Annotated in this window: 11 protein-coding genes; 6 read left to right on the top strand and 5 right to left on the bottom strand. The window is 63.6% G+C overall.

Annotated features, from left to right (window positions below; all coding sequences use genetic code 11):
* Position 1: 1 nt before the first annotated feature.
* Positions 2 to 1,027, bottom strand: a complete 1,026-nt coding sequence (locus tag PZH32_RS02430; RefSeq protein WP_275206042.1) for a VanZ family protein — start codon at positions 1,025 to 1,027, stop codon at positions 2 to 4.
* A 356-nt stretch (positions 1,028 to 1,383) separates the two neighbouring features.
* Here PZH32_RS02430 and PZH32_RS02425 point away from each other — a divergent pair, with 356 nt between their 5' ends.
* Positions 1,384 to 1,968, top strand: a complete 585-nt coding sequence (locus PZH32_RS02425) for a TIGR00730 family Rossman fold protein (protein WP_275206041.1) — start codon at positions 1,384 to 1,386, stop codon at positions 1,966 to 1,968.
* A gap of 192 nt (positions 1,969 to 2,160) precedes the next feature.
* On the opposite strand, the gene PZH32_RS02420 is transcribed toward PZH32_RS02425, so the two are convergent.
* Both PZH32_RS02420 and PZH32_RS02415 read right to left on the bottom strand, forming a co-directional pair.
* Entirely contained in the window at positions 2,161 to 3,528 is a 1,368-nt protein-coding gene (locus tag PZH32_RS02420) for a sensor domain-containing diguanylate cyclase (RefSeq protein WP_275206040.1), read from the bottom strand.
* A 189-nt stretch (positions 3,529 to 3,717) separates the two neighbouring features.
* Positions 3,718 to 5,199, bottom strand: coding sequence for a DUF2252 domain-containing protein (locus PZH32_RS02415; RefSeq protein ID WP_275206039.1), 1,482 nt, complete (start codon positions 5,197 to 5,199; stop codon positions 3,718 to 3,720).
* 242 nt (positions 5,200 to 5,441) lie between these two features.
* On the opposite strand from PZH32_RS02415, the gene PZH32_RS02410 reads away from it, so the two are divergent.
* From PZH32_RS02410 to PZH32_RS02400, 3 genes are all read left to right on the top strand, one after another.
* On the top strand, positions 5,442 to 5,783 hold the full coding sequence (locus PZH32_RS02410) for a hypothetical protein (RefSeq protein ID WP_275206038.1): 342 nt from the start codon (positions 5,442 to 5,444) through the stop codon (positions 5,781 to 5,783).
* 69 nt (positions 5,784 to 5,852) lie between these two features.
* Entirely contained in the window at positions 5,853 to 6,347 is a 495-nt protein-coding gene (locus tag PZH32_RS02405; RefSeq protein WP_275206037.1) for an RNA polymerase sigma factor, read from the top strand.
* A complete protein-coding gene (locus PZH32_RS02400; RefSeq protein WP_275206036.1) occupies positions 6,344 to 7,315 on the top strand; it encodes an anti-sigma-I factor RsgI family protein in 972 nt (323 codons plus the stop codon). The genes PZH32_RS02405 and PZH32_RS02400 overlap by 4 nt, the downstream gene beginning before the upstream one ends.
* A 141-nt stretch (positions 7,316 to 7,456) precedes the next feature.
* Here PZH32_RS02400 and PZH32_RS02395 read toward each other — a convergent pair whose 3' ends face one another.
* Positions 7,457 to 9,229 (bottom strand): FAD-binding protein, encoded by a 1,773-nt coding sequence (locus PZH32_RS02395; protein WP_275206035.1) that lies wholly within the window; start codon positions 9,227 to 9,229, stop codon positions 7,457 to 7,459.
* 264 nt (positions 9,230 to 9,493) lie between these two features.
* Between PZH32_RS02395 and PZH32_RS02390 the strand changes: the two genes are divergently transcribed.
* Positions 9,494 to 10,978 (top strand): helix-turn-helix transcriptional regulator, encoded by a 1,485-nt coding sequence (locus PZH32_RS02390; RefSeq protein ID WP_275206034.1) that lies wholly within the window; start codon positions 9,494 to 9,496, stop codon positions 10,976 to 10,978.
* Positions 10,979 to 11,320: 342 nt separating this feature from the next.
* Positions 11,321 to 12,631 (top strand): MFS transporter, encoded by a 1,311-nt coding sequence (locus PZH32_RS02385; protein ID WP_275206033.1) that lies wholly within the window; start codon positions 11,321 to 11,323, stop codon positions 12,629 to 12,631.
* On the opposite strand, the gene PZH32_RS02380 is transcribed toward PZH32_RS02385, so the two are convergent.
* A complete protein-coding gene (locus PZH32_RS02380) occupies positions 12,628 to 14,898 on the bottom strand; it encodes a cation:proton antiporter (protein WP_275206032.1) in 2,271 nt (756 codons plus the stop codon). The two genes, PZH32_RS02385 and PZH32_RS02380, sit on opposite strands and share 4 nt — an antisense overlap.
* Between the last annotated feature and the right edge of the window lie 42 nt (positions 14,899 to 14,940).

Raw genomic sequence — 14,940 nt, 5'->3', positions numbered from 1 at the left:
CCTAGGGAATATAGTCGTAGGGCATACGGCGCGCGAAAAGGTAAAACACCGTAAGCACCGGGATGAGCAGCCAGGGAACCGCCTCGAAGGTAAGCAGCAGCGTGGCCGAGCGGACAACGTAGAACGCCACGCGGTACCCCGTGGTGCGCGGGTGCGTCTCGAAGGTCATGCGCACGAAGGAACCGCCCGGCGTGGAGCCGTCATGGCGCCAGGGAATGATCACCTCGATGATCAGGAACAACCCCAGCCACAGAGCCGACGTGCACAACTCGTTCGTCTGTGAGGAATCAAGTCCCGGCAGTTGGGGCAACTCGCCAGTGACCAGTTGATAGCCTCCTGCTATAACCAGCCAGAGCGCCAGGGTGCCCATGCCGATGAGGGTGAAGTCGAGCCACAGCGCCACGCACCGACGCACGAAGCCGGGATGATCGGTCAGGGGCACCTCGGCCATCTTGCCCGGAGCCACCTTCGCCCCCAGCAGCAGCGCGCAAAGCCAGCCCAGCGCACCGCCCAGCGTATTGGTGATAACGTCGTCGACATCGCAGCAGCGATAGGCGTAGTCATAGAGCCCGAACAAGCCTGTGTACTGGGCAAACTCGATGCACATAGAGGTGGCGCAAGCCAGCAGCACCGTGGGCACGAAGCGCATGCGCAGCAGGCGCCCGGCAATGAAGCCCAGCGGCATGAAGAACACCACGTTGAACACCAGCTGGAACACCGCCCGCAGGCCCTCTTTTTGAATGTCGTAGATGAAGTTCAGCGGGTTGAAGTTGGCGGGAATGCCGTAGGTAATGCCCGGGCCACTGGTGCCTTCGGGCAGCGGGTACAGCGTGAAGCACCCCAGGCCCATAACGTACAGCACCGTCAGATAGGTAGCCACCATCGAGGTGAACCGCAGGCGCCCGTCGCGGTGGTACAGGTAGGCCAAGATGGGCAGGGTAAGCACGAAGGACGCCAGAGGCCACAGCATCAGCGCCATTTTGAAGTTGCCCGTATAGTTCACCAGGAAATGCTTGATAGCGCCCATGCTCTTGCCCCTTTCTCTCGCGAGTTTCGCCGATCCCCGTCGTGCGCTTTCGGCAGCATAACGGGAACGGCCGACCATTGCAGCAAAAATGACAGCAACGTAAGCGAAGTGCTCGAAGGCCGTAAGGTTGCGCGAGGTGCAAGAGCGTCAGGAGGGGGAAGGGGGCGCGGACGTATGGCCCCTTTTCCTTTGAGGGAAGTGCAGGAATACCGAGCTCTCCCCCTTCGCTTCGACGCACCCGGTAGGCAACAGACACAACTTCTCAACAGCTGAAACGCCTGTTTGCCCGCAGTCTTGTTCGGTGCTATGCTTGATCATTCTCCGAACAATACAAACTTACCGAAGAGGAGAGCCTTATGAACGTTACCGTGTATTGCGGGTCGAACCCCGGCGACGACCCTCGCTTTGAAGAGACCGCCCGATCCCTTGGGCGCTGGATTGCCCAAGCAGGCCACAGCCTGGTGTACGGCGGCAGCTCGGTGGGCCTCATGGGGGCCGTGTCCCGCGCCACCCTGGACGCCGGGGGCGCCGCCATCGGCGTAGAGCCCCGCTTTTTCATTGAGGCCGGCGTGGCCCAGCATGACCTGACCGAGCTTATCGTGGTGGAAACCATGGGCGAGCGCAAGGCGAAGATGATCGAGCTGGGCGACGTTTTCGTGGCTCTGCCCGGCGGCGTGGGCACCCTTGAGGAAATCAGCGAGATCATCACCCGTGTGCGCCTGGATTTGGGTCCCGCCGAGTGCTACTTGCTCAACATCGACGGCTTCTACGATCCGCTGATTGCCCTGTTGCAGTCCATGATCGACCACGGGTTCTTCGATCAGTGCGACCTTGACCGCGTGCACTTCCCTGCCTCCGTCGAAGAGCTGGCAGGGCTCGTCGAAGGCCGCGGCGCTCGCGTCATTTCCTTTGACACGGCGCGATTGCGGGCTGTCGGATAGGGGCTGAAGGTCTCCCGCAGGCGGGGACTCCGGGTATGCCGACCGAAGCTCCCCCAAAGTCGGAGCGCCGGGTGGTGCTCAGTCGCTCAAACAGTCCTCGCTCGGCGAAACAGCCCACTGGGCTGTTTCGTTCGCTGCGGAACTCGCTTGGTGAGCACCACCCGACACTCCTCTGGACTCAACTCTAGCTGGCTATTCAATCACCCGTAGTTGATATTGGGCTTTGCCGGCGTCTTTGGCGGTGTAGAGGGTTTCGTCGGCGGCTTCGTAGAGCTTCTCGAAGGTGATGGGCGGGTTGAGGCAGCAGACGGCGCCGATGGAGATGGAGGGCGACGCCTGGCGCGGCTCTTCTTCGCTGAGCTGTTCAGGGGCGCTGCCGTCGGTGGCGCGCGTGGTGGCGAAGGGGCCGCGCGACAGGTGCTCGAGAATGCGGTCGATGGCCGGCCCCGGACCCAAGCCCGCGGCGAAGATGGCGAACTCGTCGCCGCCCATGCGGGCCACTACGTCTTCCTTACGCATAACCTGACCCAAGAACGCGCCCAGCTCCTTCAGCACGCGATCGCCCTCGGGGTGTCCGTAGGTGTCGTTCACGGCCTTGAAATCATCCACATCCACGGTGATGAGGGTGCACGGACGGGACTCCGTATTGAGCATGGACTCGATGCGGTCGAGGGCCGCCGATCGGTTGTACAGCCCGGTCAAACTGTCGCGCTCGGCCTTTTTGCGAAACTGGCTCTCGCGCATGGCCATATCGTGGGTGTCCAGCAGGCGCCCCACGTGGCGCAGCGGGCTGCCGTCGTCGTTGTAGAGCACTACCGACTGGTAGCGGTACCACACCGGTTCGCCGTCGGCGCCGGGCGTGGAGGTTTCGAAATCCACCAGGCTGTTCTCCTGGATTTGCTGCATCAGATGCGAGAGATCGTGGGAGTGAATGTCCAGATGGCACTCCTGCTGGCAACGGCGATGAACCACGAAATCGGGCTGCTGGGGCTCACGGCCGAAGCGCCCGACGAAATCACCGTAGACGTGGCTTTCGCCCGTGCCGCACTCGATATCGAACAGTACGTCATTGGACAGCGCCGTGATAATTTCCAACCGCTCGTTGGCGCGCTCGAGAGCCTGGCGCGCAAGCACCTGGTCGGTAATGTCGATGACCGTGACGTAGAACCACCGCACGCCGTCCTCGTCCTCCACCAAACGGCCGCTATCGTCGAACCAGCGAATCTCACCATCGGCTCGGCGAATGCGGTACACCACGCGATCGGTGTCGCCTGTAGAAATTTGCTCGCGAATCGTGGCGTCCACGAAAGCCCAGTCGTCGGGAAGGACCATGCCCTCGAAGGTGTTGCCCGTCAGCTGGCAGAATTCCTCGTAGCTTTCGCAACCGAACATTTCGACCAGGCCGGCGCTCACGTAATCAAGCTCACCCGTGCCCTCGGCGTGATAGCGGAACAGGCCGCCGGGAACGCGGTCCAGGAATTCGCGCGAGACCTCCGCGGCAACGGAGTCGTCGTCCACTACGCCGTCGGCAGCTCCATCGGCTCGATGAAAAGTAACCATGGGCTCGTCCTTCCCCGCAGAACGTCACGGCTCCAACCCAGCCGCGACGCTTTCAAAAGCATTCGCCCATGATACCACGTCATTAACGGACGTTTTTGCTTCTCATCGGGGAAAACGAGAGGTCGATGGCCTCGAGGGGATCGACCTCTTCGCGACTGTCGCCAACGACGCCTTTGCGGGAACAAGCGCTTACTTGCCAATACGCTTCAGAAACACCTCGTAATCCACCTCGTTCTGATCGGCATAGGCGCACGCAAAGGCCGCCATAGCGCGGTCGAACTTGTCGGATTTTCCCAGATAGCCGGCGATAGCACCTCGGTCGCCCGTGCGGGCATGGGCGCGCGCCAGCGTCCAGGCGCACAGCTGGCTGTAAATTTCCAGCTCGTCGGCGCTGGCCTTCTCCAAATTCACCGACATCTTCCAATTCCACAGCTGACGCACGTAATAGTCGCGCCGCACGCCATCCTCGTCGGGCGCGCTGGTCCAGCCCAGCAGCACGCCGCTGGTGGCTTGCATAAGACGCTGCCCTTGCACCACGCGCTCGCCGTGGGAGGCGTAGCGGCTCTTCCCGCACCAGCGCTCGAGCACCGAGGCGTTCGCCTCTTTGATTTGCAACACCAGCGGATCGGCCACCTCGGTACCGGCCAGGGCCGCCACCCAACAGCGAGTGCCCACACTGCCCACGCCCACCACTTTTTGAGCGATGCCCAGCACCTGGTAGTTGGCCAGCAGGGGCTGGTACGTGGGCGTCACGGTGCTGCGATAGCCGTCCATGAGATGCCTGAGCGACTGCAGCACCCGTTCGGCGTTGTCGGGCGAGAGGAAGAAGGACAGCGGCACGATGTCGGGCGGATCGTAGGTCATGCGCGCCCGACCGTCCTTCATGGTGACCAGCTTGTCGAAGGCCCGTTCGTTGGTTTTGGCGAAGGCCCGCTCCAGGTCAGAGGCCACCTGGCGTCGATCAGCTTTGCTGACACTGTCGACCAGACTATGGAGCACCTCGGCCACGTCGATGTACGCGCGCCACACATCGAGGGCACCCTGGCGCGCAAAATACCGCATGGCCCGTCGGTAGCTCTCGGCGGCCAGCTGCGCCGCCTCGCGACACCACTCCTCGCCGAAGCCGCGATAGCGCCCGCAAATAGCCACGCTGGCCACCAGGCGTCGCACGTCCCAGTCCCAAGGAGCCGGGGCGGTCTCGTCGAAGTCGTTGAGGTCGAACACCAGGTGGCTTTCGGGCGAGCGATAGCCGCCGAAGTTCGCAATATGGGCATCGCCGCAGGCTTGCACTACTTGGCCCGTGCTAGGCGCACTGGCCAGATCGGCCGCCATCACCGCCGCAGCCCCGCGGTAGAAGGCGAAGGGATTGGCGGCCATGCGCTGATGGCGCTCCGGCACCAGGTAAGGCAAGCGGTTCTCGTCTTGGGCGAACAGCAAGTCTAAGGCTTCCGTGCGCTCCCGCTGCACGTTCCATGTGCCCAGCTTGGAGCGGGGCACGCGCTGGCGCACCTGCTTCCCGCGCTCGCGCGCCTCGTACCACCCCGGGCCGCGCGGGGGCTCTTTCCGTTTTGCCGCCGCTCGTTTCGAGGGGCCGTTCTTGGCCGCCGCGGATCGGTTGCCGACGCCTTGGGAAGCCAGGGTTTTATGCAGCTTGTTCAGCTTCTTGCTCATGACGGCTCCTTGCCTCTGCCGACGGACGGGCGCTTGATGTTCTGAGTGAAGTTGCAAACGCGCCCAGCCTGCGGCTCATCGCCTTTTATCCATCATAGATATTTCGCCCGCTCTGGGCTGCATTCGAAAGAAAACCGTCGCCGAGGCAGCATCCGTGGGCGAACTTCTCAAAATTCTTGCAAGGATTCCCGTTGCTGGATCGTTTTTCTGGTAGATTCTGCCTTAGTGAGAGAGGAAGCTTCATGAAGAAAATGATCGTTGCGGGCCTGCTGGCTCTGACGCTGGCCGTGGCCCCGGGCGTAGCTTTTGGCGCTGCCACCACGCCCCTGCTGCCGACGGCGGATGCGCCGGCTTGCGCCGGGTGCGCCACCGGACTCCATCGCGTTGCCTGCCCCGCCACCATCGCGCAATCGCTGTTCGCCACCATCGACCACTGCGCCAGCCGCGTGCACGGCTGTCTGGGGATGAACGGCACCGCAAACACCGACGACCGCGCCTCCGATGAATGGACTTGCCCGCGCTCCGGCCATCACGGCAACGGGCACGGTTGCGGCAACGGCACAGGCCACGGCTGTCGTCGCTAGCGCATCTTCCGCGTTTCACGGCATCGGCTTCCGCCATCCATGCGCCCCGCCCCTGACATAGAACGCACCATGGAGCGCCACGCCGACACGGTGTGGCGCGTCTGTCTGCTGTACTTTCCCTGCGAGGCCGACTGCCAAGACGCCTTCCAGGAAACCTTCCTGCGCTACGCCCTGGCCGACACCACCACCTTCGCCGACGACGATCACCGCAAGGCTTGGCTCATTCGCGTAGCGCGCACCCGTTGCCTTGATATGCTGAAGGCAGCCCATCGCACACGCACAGCCGGCGGCGACGAGGCGCTGGGCGCGGCGGAGTCCCAGCAGGCCGTCGGACAGCGCGCTGCGCAGCCGGCCGCCCCGCCCGACGAGCAGCCCGGCTCCTTCACCAGCGAGGTCATGGACGCGCTGCAGGACCTTGATGATCCGCCGCGTACCCCGCTCTACCTGGCTCTCTGCGAGGAATATACCGCCCCGGAAATTGCCCAGCTTCTTGATGCCCCCGTGAACACGGTGTACTCGTGGATTGCCCGGGGCAAGAAACACTTGAGGGAGGTGCTCTCATGACGCACCCGACCAACGACCATTTCGAGCGCGACGTGCGCGAGACGCTTCTGCAAGTGAAAGCCCCCGCTTCGGCCAAGGCACACACCTTGGCCGCCATTGAAGCGGCGCGGGAGGCTGAAGTTGCCGAAGAGACAGCACGCCCGACGACCTCAGGCCCCGCTGTAGCGGCCTCTGCGATTCCCGATTCCGCTGCAACAATCCCCGTGGTCTCTGCCCTCGCAGGCTCCTCGGCCCCCGCTGTCCCCACCGCCCGTTCGCCGCGGCGTCGCCGGCGCTGGGCGCCTCTCGCTGCAGCCGCCTGCCTCTTGCTGGTGGGCGTCCTGGGCGCCACCGGTTGGCACCTGTGGCAAAAGCCGGCCGCTTTCGTTGGCGTAGACGTAAACCCCTCCCTCGAGCTGACCATCAACGCCTTCGACCGCGTGGTGGAGGCCACCGCCATCAACGATGACGGCGCCGCGGTACTGGACGCGCTTTCCCTGGAGGGCCAATCCTACGAAGAGGCCTTCGCCATGCTTATGGACAGCGAGGCCCTGGCCCCCTATCTGGCCGAAGATGCGTTCGTGGACGTGAACATTACCACACAGGACAACGCCTTGGCCTCCGAGCTGCAAGCCCAAAGCGACGCCGTACTTGCCAGCCATCCCTACCAGGGCGCCTGCCATCACGCCGACGAGACCACCCGCGAAGCGGCCGCCGCTGCGGGCATGGGCGTGGGCCGCTATCGCGCCGCCTGCGAGTTGGCCAAGCTCGATGATTCCGTATCCGTGGACGACTGCGCTGCCATGACCATGCGCGAACTGCATGACGCCATCGACCATCTCTGCGAAGACGAGACCCACAACCACGGCTCCGGCTCGGGAAACGGCGCTGGCCATGGCGCGGGAGCGAGCAGCGGCAGCGGTCAGGGTGCTGGGACTGGCAATGGCGCGGGCCACGGGAAACGCCACAGCCAACACCATCAGGAATAAAAGCAGAAAAGCTGGCGCCCCAGAAATAACGCCAGCCCCCAAAGCAAAGCGGAACCGCTAGGGAGGGGAAGGCGGTCCCGCTTGCTCAGGAAAAATTCAACGTTGGTTGCGGAGCCAACCGAGGGCCGGCAACCACGGGTCCTACAGGCTTGCTACGTAGTCGCCCGTAAAACGACCCTGCGTAATGGCGAAGGCTACCGAGGAGCCAGCAACCGGGGTGCTGTATTGGGCACCGAAGCGGCTGCCCGCCGTGTTGCCTACGGCAAAAAGGCCGGAAATGGGGCGATAGTCCTCACCGAGCACTTGACCATGCTCGTCGATAAGCACGCCGGCGCCATTCACCAGCATAATGCCCAGTTCCTTTTCCCCAGCATAGCCGTAGAACGGCGGCGTCTTGATGGGGAACATCAGCGAGGATTCCTTACCGAAGTCATCGTCGACACCCGCCTCGCACAACTCGTTGTAGCGCTCAATGGAGGCTACAAAGTTTTCCAGCGCCTCCCCTTCATAACCCAAATAGGTGCCGAGGGTCTCGTAGCTGTCGGCGGCAAAGATGTTGGCCCCGGCGAGGGTTGCCTTGTCCACGGCCTCTCCGCCCTCGGTGGAGCTGCCCGCATCCCCGCCTTCGCCCAGCGAGCCAGCGGCACCGTTGGCCACGGCCGCCGCCATGCTAGCGCGCAGCGCCTCAAAGCCGGTGTTGGGCCAGTCCATGCCCATGTGCCAAGCGCCCTGGGCCTTCAACAGCGTTTCGACGTCGTCGTCGAAAATAGCGCAGAATGTGCCCTGAGGCTGGGTTGCACCCTGCATAGCCGCAAGCTCCACGCAGCCAAATCCCTCGTTGCAGTAACGCTTGCCGTCGGCATTCAGCCACAGAGGAGAAGAGGAGCCCAGCGGATCGGTCGGGGCGTCGCAAGGGTAGTAATAATCGCCTCCCATGGTGGCCTGATAGGGGTCGAGGCGGGCGCCAGCCCAATAGCACACCTGCACGCCGGCGCCGGTTTGGCCCATGCCCACAATGGCACCATCCTCGGGAATCAAGCTCGTCACCTGGGTCAGCAGATCGTTGCACATCTCTGCGTTGGCCGAGAAATCGCCGAGGCAGACAATGACGCCCTTGGAGGCGCTCACCTTGACATAGCTACCATCTGCGCGCTGGCCAATGGCGCCCACAACCGCGCCGGACTCATCCTGGACGAGCTGCTGAACCGTGGTTTCCCACAAAGCCGTACCGCCGTTAGCCACGGCCGTTTGCACCATGCCGGCAATAAGCTTGTCCTGATATTCAGCGGTACCGACGCAGCCCGGCCACGTCTGAATGCGATTCTTCTCCACCGTGTACGAGGGATCCGTGGGGAAGAACTGGACGGTGAGCGTTGCCTTCTCGTCCTCGGTCAAGCCGTCGATATACCAGTCAAAGGCACTTCCCAGCTCGCGGCAATAGCGACGCACCAAGGCGGCATTGGAACGGTTCCCGCTGCGCAGCTGCCAGTTGTTGAAGAACTCAAGCTCGTCGACGGCGGGCACGCCACGGCTCTTAAGGAACTCGGAGTTGATGTGGCCGAAGTTGCCTTGGCCCACAAAAGTACGAGCGCCTTCCGCCTGCTGCTCCATGCACACCACGGTCGCTCCCGCCTCGGCAGCAGCTCGTGCCGCAGAGGCTCCGGCGTAGGAGAGTCCCAGCACCGCCACATCGCACTCGAGCACCTCGGCGATGGCATCATCGGCTATCGGCTCGGGCGCCGTGCGCCAGCCGGCAGCCGACCCCGTCCCCGCAAGTGCTTCGGCCGAATCTGCGGGAGCGGCGGCCTGCGGAGCACATCCCGCGACAAGACCGGTAGCTGCCAAAGCGGCGGCCCCCAGGCCAGCGCCCTTGAAGAAGGTACGGCGCGTCAGTCCCTGTTGATTCATAGTCATTGCAAGTCCTCCTTTAGAGTTCCCTTCCCATGGCTGCTTCGAAAAAGCAAGCCGACATGCAGCCTCGCGACATTTCTGCGGGCCGACTGAAAGACTACGGAGAATCCCCAGATCAAACCATCCCCGCACTGAAGTAATTCCCCTACCCGTTTCGGTGATATCGCAGCCATTCCCCCTGATTGACGCAAAATCCCCTTACAATAGGGCGCACACGTCGCGCGCCGATCGGCCCCTCAAAGGCCAAGCGCAATCAAAGGAGGACCCGTGGCCGAAACCGAACCGAAGCCGTCTTTCCGCCTTGCCGAACAAGCAAAGGCCGCTGTGCCCTTCCTCAGTTTCGGTCTCTTCGTAACGACGCTTCCCTTCCTCCCTCCTCAACTGTCCTACGTCTCGGGATTGCTGGTCGAGCGCGCTGCTGGCGATGCTTCCGCTCTTGCCGCCTTCTTAGGCGTGCTCCTCGGCACGCTCCTTGGCCTCGTGTCGCTACGGAAGGAGTCGCCTCGCCTTGAGCTCTCCCGCGCCCCTCTGCTTATGGTTGCGGCGGCCTACCTGGCGTCCATCGGGATACTCGCCCTGAGCGCCGGCCTCCCTTCATGGACGGGCCTGCTGCTTCGCTCGATAGCCAGTTTCATTGCCACAGCAGCTGCCCTGCGGCTCGTGCTTGTCTGGCTCCACCTTTTCATGGGCCTCACGCTGCTGGAAGCCGCCTCTTACCTGTGTCTCTCCGCGCTGCTTGGCGCTGCCGTTAATTTTCTGGCCGTCGCCCATCTCGTTCCCTATACCACCCTGATAGCTCTCTTGTTGGCTGCGGGTGGAGCTGCCGGACCCTTGGCGCACCTGCAAGGCGAAGGCCGTGAGGGCCAAGCAAGGGCGGCCGCGCTGGCCGGCGAGCCCGACCAGTACTCTTTCGAGCCGTTGGCCCATTCCATGCTGCCCACGGTTATCGCCATGCTCTTCGGGCTGTTCCTGGAAATTCTTGCCATGAGTGCCCGCGTGGCAGCTTACGCTGATCGCACCATGCCCTTGGCCTATCAATACTACGAAGCCCTTGCTCCCCTTGCTGCCGGGCTGATTCTCCTTTGCTTTCTTCGAACGCGTCACAAACTCGACATTGCGGAGATCGCCTACTTCTACATCCCCTTCTGCTCGGTGCTTTTCTTTGTGCTGTCGGCCTTTATCGCCGAGAGCCCGCTCTTCGACTTCGGCTTTCTGGGATCGAACACGCTGCTGGTGGTTATCGGATTGCTGGCCCTTGACGCTCTTGCCGGCGTCGCTCGCGCTGGAGAGCTGCCGCCGACGCTGATAGGGGCCATTGCTTTTGCCGGATGCTCGCTTGCCTCCTGCCTTGGATTCGAGCTGCCCCGCGTCGTGGGCACGACGCCTTTGGGCCCCCTCCTTCTTATTTTGGCAACGGCCTACTTCGTCGTCATCATATCCATCGCGCTCGTGCATCAACGCCGGCTCATCCGGTCACTTGAAGCCGAGTCGGGGTCGACCAGTAACGACGGACAGCCGCCGCAACGCGGCCAGCGCCTCGACGAGATAGCCCACGTCTATCATCTCACCCAGCGCGAACGCGAGATTCTCGAATACCTTGCCTCAGGGCACAACTCTCCTTTTATCGCCGAGCATCTTTTCATTTCCGAATACACCGTGCGAACCCACATGCGCAACACCTATCGCAAGATTGGGGTTGGGACGAAGGAGGAGCTTATTACGTTTTTGGAGTCCTATCGCTCCTCGAATTAGCCGCTCTTGGGACACAAGGCGTCGTCCGGGTTCGAGCCTTCGCCGCGAAGCGGTTGACGCTTCCTCTTCCTCCCCTTACACTGGTCGAACTTGGAAAACAAACGGGCCCGGTGCCCAAGGACAGGTGTTTTGATGGCCGGAGTGCTTTACCTCTAACATAGTTGCCTTGCCGCAATGCGCCCGTTGCCCCTAAGGGCAACCGCTTTTTGCATGCCCGCAACCGGACGTGGCGGCTCAATTTCTTTGCAACCTAAAAGCGGTGGCGCAACGGCCGCCGCAACCGCACTCTCATCCCTGACAACATTCTGCGCCCCTCGGCGCTTGTTCTTCCAAGGAGCACCTATGACTCAAAGCACCCACCCGCGCTCTTCCGCGCCCGAAGCCGCGTCCGGCCGCGACTGCGATATCGACACCCCCGGCCTGAGCGCCGCGGGGCTTCCGCTGGCGAAAAACTGGCTCGCCATTATCTCCTTCATCTGGGCTGGCCAGGCGGCCTCGATGATCACCAGCTTCGCCGCCGGCTATGCCATCGTGTGGTACGTGACCGAAAGCACCGGCAGCGCCCTGGCCCTGGCCGCCATGAACCTGTGCGCCATGCTGCCCATGGGGCTGCTCTCGCCCTTCGGGGGCATTGTGGCCGACAAGCACAACCGCAAGCTCATCATGATTGTGGCCGACGGCGCCGTGGGACTCATCTCCCTCGCCGCCGGTCTGCTTATTCTGGCGGGCGACGTCTCGTTCCCTCTGCTGTTGGCCCTGTGCATCGCCCGATCGGTGGGCCAGGCCTTCCACAGCCCGGCCATGATGGCTGCCATGCCCATGCTGGTGCCCGACAAGCATCTGCTGCGTATCAACACCCTCGACCAGCTGCTGTCCTCCATTGCCTCCATTGGGGCGCCGGCCTTCGGCATCTTCCTGTACACCACCTTGGGGTTCGCCGCCGTCATGTTCCTTGATTTCCTCGGCGCCTGCGTGGCGGTGCTGGGCCTGCTGCTGGCCAAGGTGCCTACGGTGGTGGATCCAGCGGCAGCCCAGCAGCACGTGGGGGCCAACCTGCGCGATGGCTGGCGCGCCGTGGCGAAAACCCGGGGCCTGCTTCTGCTCATCGGCGGCGTCACCCTGGGCATGTTCATCTTCGGACCTCTTTCGGCCCTGTGCCCGCTTATGACTTACGACTATTTCCAGGGCGACGGCTACATGGCGGCCCTGGGCGAAGCGGCCTTCGGCATCGGCATGCTGGTGGGCTCTTCGATCCTGATGGTGTGGGGCGGCGGTAAGCGCCTGGCCGGGCTCATTGCCGTTGCGGCCGCCATCGTTGGCGCCGCCACCGCCGCCTGCGGACTGCTGCCGTCCAGCGCCTTCCCCGCCTTCGTGGCGCTGATGGGCGTCATGGCCGTGGCCTGCGCCTGGTTCAACGGTCCTTTGCTCACGCTCATGCAGCGCCACGTGCCCGACGAGAAGATGGGCCGCGCCATGGGGCTGTTCTTCGCTTTGACGGGGCTTTCTGCGCCCTTGGGCGTGGCCGTGGGCGGCGCGCTGGCCGAGACCGTCGGCATTGCGCCGTTCTTCCTTATCGACGGCTTGGCCTGCCTTGCCTTGGGCCTGGTGCTCTACCTGCCGCGCTCGGTGCGCGCGCTGGACAAGGCGGCCTAGCTGCCCAGGCTCATTTGCAGGACGTAGACGCGCTGGCGCAGCTCGTTGGCAATGGGCAGGGTAATTTCGCCGTGCTCCTGCAAGTGGCGAATTTGATCGAGCTCGATGGTCAGGGCGTCGGCGTCCACCTCGTCGGCGTAGCGTGCCGCTTCCGCGAACTGCTTGCCGAACAGCGGCTCCATGCCCGTGGGCAGGCTCTCGTGGTGGTCGAGCGTGAGGTCCGGACGGTCCTCCTGCTTGACCTCCTGACCGTAGTTGATGCGATTCCACAGCGAATTGAGCGCGGCGCGGTGCTCCTGGCGGAGAATCTCCGCCGCATGGCGTCGCTCGTCGTCCTGGGCTATCACGTCTTGCAGGTAATCCAGGGCCGCGTGCTCCAGTTCGATGGCGAACAGGCAGGTGTCGTAGTAGATGCGCTCGGCCTGGTCGTCGCTGACCTCGGGCGACTTCGTGCGCTGCCATAGCAGGGCCATGCGCCCGCGCAGGCTGTTGAAGCGCGACCCCACCTTCACGTCGGAGCCGTCATAGCCCACCGATTGGCGCACCCCGCGCAGCATGGCGTAGTAGGGCGCCAGCTCGGCCGTTTGGTAGGCCCCTTGCTGGTGAATGGCCGCGGCCTTCTTCTCCTGCACCTGGCGCACCTGCTCCCCCAGCTGGTCGAACAGGTGGCTGCAGCCGTCGTCCAAAGCGCCGCGCTCGTGCATGAGCCGCACGCGGTAATGGGCGATAGTCAGGCGCAGGGCGGGGTCGAACTGCGGGTTCTTCTCGCTGGCCAGCATGGCCTGCAGCTCGGCCAGGGTGCCCTCGAGCACCTTGATGGTGGCTCGGCGCAGTTCCACTTCGCTGGTGTCGTCATGCTCGCGCGGCGCCAGCAAAGGCAGCAGCCCGTCGGCCAGCAGCAGGGTGCACAGGATGACGCTGGCCGTGAGGAAGACGATCAGGTCACGCTCCGGGAAGGGGGTGGTGCCATCGGACAGGGTCGTGGGCAAGGTGAAGATGATGGACAGCGTGACCGCGCCCTTCGGGCCGCCAATGGTAAGGACCAGCGCGTTGCGCAGCAAACTGCCGATGCGCTCGCGCCAGTGGGGACGCTTGGTGCGCAGGTGCGGCGTGGGCGAGGGCGTGTTCGGCGAGCAGGTTTCCAGAGCTGATGCCGTGCGCTTGCGCACCTTATGACCGCGCTGGCGCCGCAGGGCGAAGCGGTGCACCACTTCCATAACCAGCACCCACCCGAACCGGCAGACCACAATAAGCGCCGTGGTCAGCGCCACAATGCCCAGCAGGAAGGGCAGCGAGAAGTTGTCGGCAATGGCGGGGGTGAAGGCCTGGGGCAACTGCATACCCAGCAGGACGAACACCACGGAATTGATGAGGAAGACGAGGATGCGCCAAAACCCGTTGGACACCAGCTCGCGCTGGGCCGACGCCGTAGACGTCAGGCGCTCCTGGCGATCAGCCATAACCAAACCGGCTGCCACCACGGCCAAGATGCCGCTCACGCCCAGCCACTCGGCGAACAGGAACACGAAGAAGGGCGAGAAGACCTCGTAGAGCACGTGCACCGTAGTGCTCTCGTAGCCCCGACGGCGAAGCAGGCGCATGGAGTACAGGCCCACCGCTCCCAGGGCCGCGCCGATGCCAATACCGCCGAAGAACAGCAACAGGAATTCCTGTCCGGCATCAACCAGGGAAAACGCCCCCGTAACCGCCGCGGCGCTGGCAAACTGGAAGGCCACCACGCCGGAAGCGTCGTTGATGAGCGATTCCCCGGACAGAAGGGTGCTCTGGCGCTTTTTCAGGCTCACGCTGGCGGACAGCGAGCCCACGGCTGCCGCGTCCGTAGGGGCCAGGGCTGCCGCGCAGGCAAAGGCCGCAGCCAGTGGGATGGAGGGGACGAACCAATTCAGCACGAAGCCCACCACCAGCACGGTAAGCAGCACAAGGCCCACGGCCAACGATAGGATGGACCCCTTGTTCTCCCACAGCTGGCGCGGGTGGGTGTGGCGCGCCTCGTCGAAGAGCAGCGGCGCGATGAACATAACCAGGAAAAGCTCGGAGGAAATGTGCACGTTGTGCACCGCCGGCACCAGCAGAGCCGCCGCGCAGCCCACGGCAATTTGCACCAGCGGCAACGACAGGCGGCGCACCACCTGGCACAGGATGGACGACCCGATGACACAAGCCAGTACGATAAGCGCAAACTCCAGAGCCTTCACCGCGCGCCGCACCTCCTTCTGCCTGGCCTTCTTCCCGACGAACGTATGCATTTCATTATGAAACCGCTCAGGCTTTGAACCGTCGAAGGAGGC

Origin of the sequence: Adlercreutzia equolifaciens (genome assembly GCF_029076695.1) — a bacterium.
GTDB classification, from domain to species: Bacteria; Actinomycetota; Coriobacteriia; order Coriobacteriales; family Eggerthellaceae; genus Adlercreutzia; species Adlercreutzia equolifaciens_A.
This window is presented reverse-complemented; position numbering and strand designations above follow the sequence as displayed.